The following is a 10,616-nucleotide window of genomic DNA, read 5'->3' as shown; positions in this document are numbered from 1 at the left end:
CCCGCCCGCCGATCACGGCTGCTATCTCCGAACGTCCGGCGGGTTTCACCCGCCCTACGACCAGCCGTCTTACTCCTGCTTCAGCACCTTGGCCAGTACGATTTTCGGGCCGCGCATTTTCTTGATGACAATCTGCAGATCATCGACGAACAGTACTTCGTTTTCCTCTGGAACCCGCTTCAGGGTTTCGTAGATCAGGCCGGCAAGGGTGTCCGCTTCGACGTGGTCGAGATCGACATTCAATAGCCGCTCTACCTTGAATAGCGGCGTGTCGCCGCGCACCAGCAGTTTGCCAGGCTGATAAGCGAGGATGCCGCGCTCGGTCTTGCGGTGTTCGTCCTGAATATCGCCCACCAGTACTTCCAGCACATCCTCCATGGTCAGGAAGCCGACCACCTTGTGATCGCCTTCTTCAACCAGCACGAAATGCGCACCGCCCTGGCGGAATTGGTCCAGCAGCGCGTTCAGCGGTAGATGACGCGGCACCCGCTCCAGCGGCCTCAGCAGATCGTCGAGGACGAAATGCTGGGTCAGCTGGTCGTCGCTGGCCAACGCCAGCAGCAAATCCTTGATGTGCAGCAGACCGATGTAGTCTCCCTGCTCGCTGTCATACACCGGGTAACGGCTGTATTTGTGACGCCGGATCAGATCAAGAATGTCGGGCAGCGAGGCGTTGTGTTCCAGCTGCAGCAGGTCCTCACGGGAGTTCGCCCAGTCGGCCACCTCCAGTTCGCTCATCTCGACCGCCGAAGCCAGGACCTTGATGTCCTGGTTGGCCGGGTCCAGCGCTCGGTTCGAATGCAGGATCAGCTTCAGCTCGTCGCGGCTGTAGTGGTGCTCATGGTGGCTGCCCGGTTCACCCTGGCCAGCCAGGCGCAGAATGGCGTTGGCGCTGGCGTTGAGCAGGTAGATCGCCGGATACATGGCCCAGTAGAACAGGTACAACGGTGCGGCCGTCCACAGCGACAAGAGCTCGGGCTTGCGGATCGCCCAGGACTTGGGCGCCAGCTCGCCAATAACGATGTGCAGGTAGGAAATGATGAAGAACGCAGTGAAGAAGGCAATACCGTGTACTACCGCCTGCGACTCGACACCCAGCGCGGCGAGCAGCGGTTCGAGCAGGTGCGCGAAGGCCGGTTCACCGACCCAGCCCAGGCCGAGCGAGGCCAGGGTGATGCCCAGCTGACAGGCTGAGAGGTAGGCGTCCAGCTGGCTATGCACTTTGCGCAGGATGTGCCCGCGCCAGCCATGCTGCTTGGCGATGGCCTCGACCTTGGTGGCGCGCAGCTTGACCATGGCGAACTCGGCGGCCACGAAGAATCCGTTGAGCAATACCAGGAACAGGGCAAAGAGAATCATGCCGAAGTCGGCGAAGTAGGAAGAAGCGGCGTAGCTGGGGGAGGGGTCCATTGATGTGTCAGGTAGTGGCAGAGGCCCCAAGGATGGGGCCGGCTCGGGGTTATTTCAAGAAGCCGGCCAGCGACCGGGTGCCAGACGGTCGCGGAACTACCTTACCGTGGCCTGCGACAGCGGGAAGTGGCAGGTGAAAATGCTGCCCTTGCCTGGTGTGCTGTTCACATCCAGGCGGCCCTGATGCCGCAGCAACACGTGTTTGACAATCGCCAGGCCGAGGCCGGTGCCGCCGGTATTACTGGCGCGACTGGAATCGACTCGGTAGAAGCGCTCGGTCAGCCGCGGCAGGTGCTTGGACTCGATGCCGATGCCGGAATCCTGCACCGCCAGGTGGGCGCCATGCTCGTTGCACCACCAGCGAACATGCACCTCACCATTGTCTGGTGTGTATTTCACCGCATTGAATACCAGATTGGAGAAGGCGCTGCGCAATTCGCTCTCGCTGCCCTTGAGCATCAACGTCGGATCCGCCTCAAGGGATATCCGGTGGTTGCGCTCGGCCGACAATGCCTGGGCATCAGCCCTGATTGACTGCAGCAGATCGGCGATGGGCACCGGTTGGGTGTTGGTCGGTGGATTGGACGCCTCGAGCTTGGCCAGTAACAACAGGTCGTTGAGCAGGAGCTGCATGCGCCCGGCCTGCTGGCTCATCTGATTCAGGGCGCGCGGCCAGCGCGGTGGCATTTCGTCGGTATGTTCAAGCATCGTTTCCAGGTAGCCGGCGATCACCGTCAGCGGCGTGCGCAGCTCGTGGGATACGTTGGCGACGAAGTCCTTGCGCATCTGCTCCAGTTGGTGAATGCGGGTGATGTCGCGCACCACCATCAGGTGTTCGCTGTTGCCGTAGCGGGTAATGGTGACCTGCAGCCAGAGGCGATCATTGACGGGAGAAGAGAGCTCCAGTGGCTCTTCATGACGCCCTTTATCGAAGTACTCCTTGAAGCTGGGGTGGCGCACCAGGTTGGTCACCGGATGGCCGGTGTCCTGTGGTTTCTTCAGGCCCAGCAGGCGCTCGGCGGCTGGGTTCCACCACTCGAGATTGGCGTCGCTGTCGAGCATGATCACCGCATCCCTGAGCGCGGTGGTCGAGCCCTGGACCCGGTCGATCACCGACTGCAGCTGGCCGCGCAGGCGCAGGTCGCGGCGCTGGAGCTGGTACAGATTGTCGAAGATTTCGCCCCAGATGCCGTGGCCGTCCGGCGGCGGCTGGTCGACCTGATCGCTCTTCACCCACAGCAGCAAGCGGCGGATCTGGTGCAGGGTCCAGCCCAGGTAACCGGTAAGTCCGATCACCAGGGCCCAGGCATATTCACCCGTGACCAGGCCGGCCAGCAGGCATCCAGCCAGTATCAACAGCAGGCGGCGCACCAGAGCGCCTTGCCAGTCTTGATTCACCGCTAACGCTCCTTGAGGCAGCTTGAGGCCGGCCAGAATGGATCTACAACGCCAGCTGACGCTCGGCGGTTGCGGCTTGTTCAGCTCTTGGTGGAAAAACGGTAACCGGTGCCGCGCACGGTTTGCACCAGGTTTTCATAGGTCTCGCCCAGGGCCTTGCGCAAGCGCCGGATGTGCACATCCACGGTGCGTTCCTCGACGTATACATTGCCGCCCCAGACCTGATCGAGCAACTGGCCGCGGGTGTAGGCGCGTTCCTGATGAGTCATGAAGAACTGCAGCAAACGGTATTCGGTTGGCCCCATGTCCGCCGGCGTGCCGTCGATGGTGACCCGATGGCTGATGGGGTCCAGCAGCAGGCCACCGATCTCGATGGGCATTTCGTTGTCACTGGTGCCTGCGCGGCGAAGCACGGCCTTCAGGCGCGCAACCAGTTCGCGGGGCGAAAAAGGCTTGGTGATGTAGTCGTCCGCGCCCACTTCCAGCCCCTGGATCTTGTTGTCCTCGGCATCCTTGGCGGTCAGCATGATGATCGGGGTGTTGGCCGTCATCTCGTCCCGCTTGAGGCGTCGTGCCAGCTCGATACCGGAGGTGCCGGGCAGCATCCAGTCGAGCAGGATCAGATCCGGTTGACGATCGATGATCAGCGCATGCGCCTGCTGGATATTTTCCGCTTCAAGGCATTCGTAGCCGGCCATCTCCAGCGCCACCACGATCATTTCCCGAATCGGCGCTTCGTCATCAACGATCAGTATGCATTTGCCGTTCATGTCCGCTCTCGGTCCGTTTTATTGTCGCTCGGCATTAGATAACGGAAATGTTGCAGGGATGTGACAAAAGCCGATCAGAGCGCGGGCCGTTAGAGGTTCAGTAAGCCGATAAAAGCGCCGTAGGTCCGAGGCTGAGCGAGGAAAGCGTCTTGCAAGATCGCGGCAGCTTTTGCGCACTATCCGCGACGCCCTGTTTGCCTTCGGCCTTCAGCGATCAACCCACCTTCGTCGCGTAATCCAGGACGATCCCCACAAGAATCGCCAATCCCGCCCAATGGTTATGCAGGAAAGCCTGGAAGCACACCTGTGCCTTGCGCGAGCGGGTTTTCCAGAACTCCCAGGCAAAGCAAACGGCAGCGATGGTCAGCCCAAGGTGAAACCACTGGCCGAGTTCGAAGCGCACGCCAGCGAGAATCAGGCAGAACAGGGCGAGGCCCTGCAGCGTGGCGATGATGACCCGATCGGCTTCGCCAAAGAGGATCGCGGTGGATTTAATGCCGATCTTCAGATCGTCCTCTCGGTCGGCCATGGCGTAATAGGTGTCGTAACCCACGGTCCAGGCCACGTTGGCGATGAACAGCAGCCAGGCTTCCGGAGGGAGTTCGCCGCGTTCGGCAGTAAAGGCCATCAGCATGCCCCATGAAAAGGCTGCGCCGAGCACCACCTGCGGGTAGTAGGTGTAGCGCTTCATGAAGGGGTAGAGCGACGCGACACCGAGTGCACCAAACGACAGCCAGATGGTGGCCGCGTTGGTCAGCAGGACGAGGCCGAAGCTCAGTGCGACGAGAATGGCGAAAAGAATCCAGGCTTCCTTCGAGGTGACCTTGCCGGTCGCCAACGGACGGCCCTTGGTGCGGCTGACGTGCCCGTCCAGGTTGCGGTCGGCGAAATCGTTGATCACGCAGCCGGCGGCGCGCATGAAGACCACGCCGAGCACGAAGATGACGATGTTTTTCACACTGGGCGAGCCCTCGCCAGCGATCCACAGGGCCCAGAGCGTCGGCCACAGCAGCAGATAGGTTCCAATCGGGCGATCCAGACGCATCAGCTGGATGAAATCCCAGGCGCGCGGATGGAGGCGATTGCTCGATTGCAGAAGCTTCTGGAACATCGGCGAGGGTCTCCGTTCGGGGTAAGCGGTGGCGGGGTCAGTTTGGGCCGGGTTCAGGTCGTGATCCGTGCGGCCCGCCACAGGGCCGGCAGAAACACCTCAGCGACCAGTACGCGCAGGTCGCCCTGGCTGAAACAGGAGCGGCGCGCCCAGAGCTGCGCCTGTCGCACCTCCTGCGGCAGCCATGCCTCGGGATATCGACGTGCTTGCAGTGGACCGCGACTGAAAGCCGGGTCGCTGAACAGCAGCTCGCCGAGAGAGCGGCTGCCCAGGTGTGGCAAATCCAGTCCGGATTGTTCCAGCGCGTGGCGGGCGGCAACGCTGCGGGCGAACACCCAAGTTTCATGGTGGCCGCAAAGGTAGACCTCGCGAATCCAGCCCTCACTCCCTTCGGCCACACCCAACGCGGCGCATTCGTCAGCGCGCATGGCCTGCCAGCCTTCATTCAGAGGCTCGACGCTGAATGCGCCGTTGGCCAAGTCAGTCAGGCGACGGGTGAGCGACCCTCTGTCGACGTAGAGCCAGTCATGCAGATCGGGTGTGGGCGGGGTGCAAAGGCGGTCGGCAGGCAGCCAGGCTTGAGAATCGGGCACGGGCGGTAACGAATAGCGGGAAGAAGCGGCGAGTCTAGCAAGAAAGGCGTGGGGAGCGGGCTGGAAGCGCAGCGTGGAAAGCCCGGCGACACCGGATGCTGGTCACTTGAATACTGACGTCCCATCTGCAAGCTGGATGCAAAAGCAAATGCAGGAACGGGCCGCGCCCGCGATTCGCCGGTCCGGGCCCCCTGGGTGTTCTGCTGGGAGGCGAGGCTGTGCAGGCTCATGCCGGCCGCGGGCATGGCGGTGGCGAAGGCTAGCGGCACCTTGATCATTGAGCGTTCCGCTCGCTGGTTGTTTGGAGCGCGTACTTACGGACTCCGCATTATTTTCGGAGGCACTTGGCGCTGGGGATTTAGACGCTTTCGCCTCGCATCTCTCGGCGTCCAGCTGGCGTTTATTACGCCCACCCTTCCAGGCGCATGGTCGCCCGCACCAGCCGTTGCTCCTCCTGCTCGATCTCCTTGAGGTTGTCACGAATGCTGTGGATATGGTCACGCGCGGCGCGCTGGGCTTGATCCGGCAGGCGTTCGGTGATGGCATGAAACAGCCGCGAGTGCTGGCGGTCGATCTGCCGCTTCTGTATCGGCCGGTGGTAGAGGTTGTTCACCGAGGCGAAAACGGTGGAGAGCATCAGGTCGGTCAGCGACTGCAGGGTGTGCACCAGCACCGGGTTGTGCGAGGCCTCGCTGACGGCCAGGTGGAAGGCATGGTCGAGGCGCGCATGTTCGCGCGGGTCGGCCGCTTCTTCGGTATGCGCCGCCAGCATTTCCTCGTAGCGTCGACGGAGCAGAACAAAATCGGCGTCGGTACCGCGCAAAGCGGCCAGGCGGGCTGATTCGCCTTCGAGCAGGGCGCGCACTTCGAGCAGATCGTAAAGCGTGCGGGGTTGCGAATTGAACAGGTGCATCAGCGGGCTGGCATCCTGTACGCCGGACAGTCTAGCCACGTGCGAGCCACGGCCCTGCGCGGTTTCGATGATGCCGCGACCGCGTAACACACGCAGGCCTTCGCGCAATGCCGAGCGTGAAATCCCTAGCTTCTCGCACAGGCGCCGTTCCGATGGCAGCGCCTGCCCGACCTTCAACACGCCATCCACAATCAGGCGTTCTATACGCTCTGCTACAACGTCCGCCAACTTGCGGCGGTCCTGAATATTTTCAATCAACATAAGGCTCCCTAACTGGTAGGACCAGTTGGAGCGAATCGTACACCAGGCCCTGTGTGCTTCGCTAAAGCGCCCGATGTTCGGTGCTTGTTGGCTTTATCGTTGAAAGGCGTATGAAAGAAACTGGTAGGACCAGTGGTTTTCCGAGTGGACGGCAGGGCAGTGTCGGGCTAATGATGCGTCAAATCACCGCAGCGGGCCGTGCACGCGGTGAAAAAACGAGAGCGCCGAATGCCATGAATATCCTCTACGACGAACGCGTCGACGGTGAGCTGCCCAAGGTCGACAAGGCGGCACTGCTGGCCGAACTGCAGGCACAACTGCCCGACATGGACATTCTCCATCGCGGCGAAGACTTAAAGCCCTACGAGTGTGACGGCCTGTCCGCCTATCGCACCACGCCGATGCTGGTAGTGCTGCCCGAGCGCATCGAGCAGGTCGAAACCCTACTGAAAATCGCTCACACGCGTGGCGTACCAGTGGTGGCGCGCGGCGCCGGAACCGGGCTGTCGGGCGGTGCGTTGCCGCTGGAGCAGGGCATCCTGCTGGTGATGGCGCGCTTCAACAAGATCCTCGAAGTCGACCCGGCCGGTCGCTTCGCCCGCGTGCAACCGGGTGTGCGCAACCTGGCGATCTCCCAGGCGGCGGCGCCTTATGACCTCTATTACGCCCCGGATCCGTCCTCGCAGATTGCCTGCTCGATTGGCGGCAATGTTGCCGAGAACGCCGGTGGTGTGCACTGCCTGAAGTACGGCCTGACCGTGCACAACCTGCTGAAAGTCGAGATCCTCACCGTCGAGGGCGAGCGCATGGTGCTGGGCTCCGACGCGCTGGATTCGCCGGGCTTCGACCTGCTGGCGCTGTTCACTGGCTCCGAAGGCATGCTCGGCATCGTCACTGAAGTGACGGTCAAACTGTTGCCCAAGCCGCAGGTGGCCAAGGTGCTGCTGGCCGCTTTCGATTCGGTGGAAAAGGCCGGTCGCGCGGTGGGGGACATTATTGCCGCGGGCATCATCCCGGGCGGCCTGGAAATGATGGATAACCTGTCGATCCGCGCCGCCGAAGACTTTATCCGTGCCGGTTATCCGGTGGACGCCGAGGCAATTCTGCTCTGCGAGCTGGATGGCGTTGAGGCGGACGTTCACGAGGACTGCGCCCGCGTGGGTGAAGTGCTCAAGCTGGCAGGCGCCACCGAGGTGCGGCTGGCCAAGGACGAGGCCGAGCGGGTCAAGTTCTGGGCCGGCCGCAAGAACGCCTTCCCGGCGGTTGGGCGCATCTCGCCGGACTACTACTGCATGGACGGCACCATCCCACGGCGCGAGCTACCGGGCGTGCTCAAAGGTATTTCCGATCTGTCCGAGGAGTACGGCCTGCGCGTGGCCAACGTGTTCCACGCCGGCGACGGCAACATGCACCCGCTGATCCTCTTCGATGCCAACACCGAAGGCGAGCTGGAGCGCGCCGAGGCGCTGGGCGGCAAGATTCTCGAACTGTGCGTGAAGGTCGGCGGCTCGATCACCGGTGAACACGGTGTCGGTCGCGAGAAGATCAACCAGATGTGCGCCCAGTTCAACGCCGACGAGCTGACGTTGTTCCATGCGGTGAAGGCGGCGTTCGACCCCAGCGGCTTGCTCAATCCCGGCAAGAACATTCCGACGCTGCACCGCTGCGCTGAATTCGGCGGCATGCACGTCCACGGCGGGCAGTTGCCCTTCCCCGAACTGGAGCGCTTCTGATGACGGTTTCCTTCGACGACAGCCAGCAGCTGCTCGATCAGGTCAACCAGGCGTTGGCCAGCAACACCCCGCTGCGCATCCAGGGCGGCGGCAGCAAGGCGTTCCTCGGCCACGAGGTCCAGGGCACGCTGCTCGACACCCGTGCCCATCGCGGCATCGTCACCTATGACCCGACCGAGCTGGTGATCAGCGTTCGCGCCGGCACGCCACTGGCGGAGTTGGAAGCGGCGCTCGACGAGGCCAATCAGATGCTGCCCTGCGAGCCTCCCCATCTGGGCGAAGGCGCTACGGTCGGCGGCATGATCGCGGCGGGCTTGTCCGGGCCGCGTCGGCCCTGGTCTGGCTCGGTGCGGGACTTCGTGCTGGGTACTCGGGTCATTACCGGCCATGGCAAGCACTTGCGCTTTGGCGGTGAGGTGATGAAAAACGTTGCCGGCTACGACCTGTCACGCCTGATGGCCGGAAGCTTTGGTTGCCTTGGCGTGCTCACGGAGGTCTCGCTCAAGGTGCTGCCCAAGCCGCGCCTGTGCCGCAGCCTGCGGGTCGAGATGCCGGTCGATCGCGCACTGCTGAAACTCGCCGAGTGGGGGCAGCAACCGGTGCCGATTACGGCGGCGAGTCATGACGGTCAGGCGCTGCATTTACGTCTGGAAGGCGGCGAAGGTTCGGTGAACGCCGCGTGCGACCGGATCGGTGGCGAGACGCTGGACGTGGGCTACTGGAATGAACTGCGCGAACAGCGCCTGGGCTTTTTCAGTGACGCGCGCCCGCTGTGGCGCCTGTCGTTGCCGACCGACACTCCGGTGCTGGCCTTGCCCGGCGAACAGCTGATCGACTGGGCTGGCGCCCAGCGCTGGCTGAAGTCCGATGCCGACGCACAGACCATTCGCACCATCGTCAGCGAAGTGGGAGGTCATGCCACCTGTTTCACCGCTGGCGCCACGGCGAGCCCGTTCCAGCCGTTGGCCGAGCCGTTGCTGCGCTATCACCGCCAGCTCAAGAGCGCGCTCGACCCGCAGGGGATCTTCAACCCCGGCCGCATGTATTCCGAGGTTTAAGCCGTGCAAACTAATCTGAGTGAACAAGCCAAACTTCACCCGCGCGCCGAGGAAGCCGAGAGCATCCTGCGCTCCTGCGTGCACTGCGGCTTCTGCAACGCCACCTGTCCGACCTATCAGCTGCTCGGCGACGAGCTGGACGGCCCGCGTGGGCGCATCTACCTGATGAAGCAGATGCTCGAAGGCGGCGAAGTCACCGAGGCCACCCAGACCCACCTGGATCGCTGCCTGACCTGCCGCAACTGCGAAACCACCTGCCCCTCCGGCGTGCAGTACCACAACCTGCTGGATATCGGCCGCGACTTCATGGAGCAGCAGGTGCCGCGCTCGACCGGCGAACGGCTGCTGCGCACCGGCCTGCGCACGGTGATTCCGCGCCCCGGGCTGTTCAAGGCCTTGCTGGGCGCCGGCAATACGCTGCGTCCGCTGATGCCGGCGACGCTCAAAGCGCACATGCCGCGCCAGGTCACCCCGGCCAAGCCACGGCCGCAGACCGTGCATGCGCGTCGCGTGCTGATTCTCGAAGGCTGCGTGCAGCCGAGCCTGTCGCCCAACACCAACGCTGCCACAGCACGCGTGCTCGATCGCCTGGGTATCAGCGTGATGACCGCGCGTGAAGCGGGCTGTTGCGGTGCCGTGGACTATCATCTGAACGCTCAGGAAGCGGGCCTCGACCGCGCACGGCGCAACATCGACGCCTGGTGGCCGGCCATCGAGGGCGGTGCTGAAGCCATCGTCCAGACGGCCAGTGGTTGCGGCGCCTTCATCAAGGACTACGGTCATTTACTACGGAACGACCCGGCCTATGCGACCAAGGCCGCGCGGGTCAGCGCGTTGGCCAAGGATCTGGTGGAGGTGATGCGCAGCGCCGAGCTGGAACGACTGAAGGTCGAGACCGACAAGCGCATGGCCTTTCATTGCCCTTGCACCCTGCAGCACGCACAGAAGCTCGGCGGCGCGGTCGAAGACGTGCTGACCCGGCTCGGCTTCCACCTTACCGCGGTGCCGGATGCGCATCTGTGCTGCGGATCGGCGGGCAGCTATTCGATCACCCAGCCGGAAATCTCCCATCAGTTGCGCGACAACAAGCTCAATGCGCTGGAAAGCGGCCAGCCGGAAGTGATCGTCACCGCCAACATCGGTTGTCAGACACACCTCGACGGTGCCGGCCGCACGCCGGTGCGGCACTGGATCGAGATCGTCGAGGAGGCGATGGGGTGACCCGACCACCCCTCACCCCGGCCCTCTCCCCAGAGGGGCGAGGGAGCAAGGCGGCGCGTGCGCGCATTCGGCGTGGTGCTGGCCACGGCACGGCGCAACCATCCCCTCTCCCCGCTGGGGAGAGGGTTAGGGTGAGGGGAAAGCGGCC

Annotated in this window: 9 protein-coding genes; 3 read left to right on the top strand and 6 right to left on the bottom strand. The window is 63.3% G+C overall.

The annotated features are described in order from the left end of the window. Positions 1 to 69: 69 nt before the first annotated feature. The 6 genes from PSTU_RS0114265 to glcC form a co-directional block, all read right to left on the bottom strand. A complete protein-coding gene (locus tag PSTU_RS0114265) occupies positions 70 to 1,410 on the bottom strand; it encodes a hemolysin family protein (protein ID WP_019341705.1) in 1,341 nt (446 codons plus the stop codon). A gap of 96 nt (positions 1,411 to 1,506) precedes the next feature. Then, positions 1,507 to 2,808 (bottom strand): phosphate regulon sensor histidine kinase PhoR, encoded by a 1,302-nt coding sequence (phoR, locus tag PSTU_RS0114260; protein WP_019341704.1) that lies wholly within the window; start codon positions 2,806 to 2,808, stop codon positions 1,507 to 1,509. 80 nt (positions 2,809 to 2,888) lie between these two features. Next, positions 2,889 to 3,578, bottom strand: a complete 690-nt coding sequence (phoB, locus tag PSTU_RS0114255) for a phosphate regulon transcriptional regulator PhoB (protein ID WP_019341703.1) — start codon at positions 3,576 to 3,578, stop codon at positions 2,889 to 2,891. Positions 3,579 to 3,792: 214 nt separating this feature from the next. Then, entirely contained in the window at positions 3,793 to 4,689 is an 897-nt protein-coding gene (ubiA, locus tag PSTU_RS0114250) for a 4-hydroxybenzoate octaprenyltransferase (protein WP_019341702.1), read from the bottom strand. 53 nt (positions 4,690 to 4,742) lie between these two features. Further along, positions 4,743 to 5,282, bottom strand: coding sequence for a chorismate--pyruvate lyase family protein (locus PSTU_RS0114245; RefSeq protein ID WP_019341701.1), 540 nt, complete (start codon positions 5,280 to 5,282; stop codon positions 4,743 to 4,745). Between the two features lie 403 nt (positions 5,283 to 5,685). Then, a complete protein-coding gene (gene glcC / locus PSTU_RS0114240; protein ID WP_019341700.1) occupies positions 5,686 to 6,456 on the bottom strand; it encodes a transcriptional regulator GlcC in 771 nt (256 codons plus the stop codon). 233 nt (positions 6,457 to 6,689) lie between these two features. Between glcC and glcD the strand changes: the two genes are divergently transcribed. The 3 genes from glcD to glcF are packed head-to-tail and all read left to right on the top strand — an operon-like array spanning position 6,690 to position 10,468. Further along, the gene (gene glcD, locus PSTU_RS0114235; protein ID WP_019341699.1) at positions 6,690 to 8,189 is read left to right on the top strand and encodes a glycolate oxidase subunit GlcD; all 1,500 of its coding nucleotides are present in this window, start codon (positions 6,690 to 6,692) and stop codon (positions 8,187 to 8,189) included. Then, complete coding sequence (gene glcE, locus PSTU_RS0114230) at positions 8,189 to 9,247, top strand: glycolate oxidase subunit GlcE (RefSeq protein ID WP_019341698.1); 1,059 nt, start codon at positions 8,189 to 8,191, stop codon at positions 9,245 to 9,247. Before glcD ends, glcE begins: the two co-directional genes overlap by 1 nt. A gap of 3 nt (positions 9,248 to 9,250) precedes the next feature. Beyond that, complete coding sequence (gene glcF / locus PSTU_RS0114225) at positions 9,251 to 10,468, top strand: glycolate oxidase subunit GlcF (RefSeq protein WP_019341697.1); 1,218 nt, start codon at positions 9,251 to 9,253, stop codon at positions 10,466 to 10,468. Positions 10,469 to 10,616: the final 148 nt, after the last annotated feature.

This window comes from Stutzerimonas stutzeri SDM-LAC (genome assembly GCF_000235745.1).
Lineage (GTDB): Bacteria > Pseudomonadota > Gammaproteobacteria > Pseudomonadales > Pseudomonadaceae > Stutzerimonas > Stutzerimonas stutzeri_H.
This window is presented reverse-complemented; position numbering and strand designations above follow the sequence as displayed.

Bases quoted from the DNA above. Each gene is read 5' to 3' on its own strand.
- PSTU_RS0114265 (WP_019341705.1), bottom strand. From the start codon at position 1,410: ATGGACCCCTCCCCCAGCTACGCCGCTTCTTCCTACTTCGCCGACTTC.
- phoB (WP_019341703.1), bottom strand. From the start codon at position 3,578: ATGAACGGCAAATGCATACTGATCGTTGATGACGAAGCGCCGATTCGG.
- ubiA (WP_019341702.1), bottom strand. From the start codon at position 4,689: ATGTTCCAGAAGCTTCTGCAATCGAGCAATCGCCTCCATCCGCGCGCC.
- glcC (WP_019341700.1), bottom strand. From the start codon at position 6,456: ATGTTGATTGAAAATATTCAGGACCGCCGCAAGTTGGCGGACGTTGTA.
- glcD (WP_019341699.1), top strand. From the start codon at position 6,690: ATGAATATCCTCTACGACGAACGCGTCGACGGTGAGCTGCCCAAGGTC.
- glcE (WP_019341698.1), top strand. From the start codon at position 8,189: ATGACGGTTTCCTTCGACGACAGCCAGCAGCTGCTCGATCAGGTCAAC.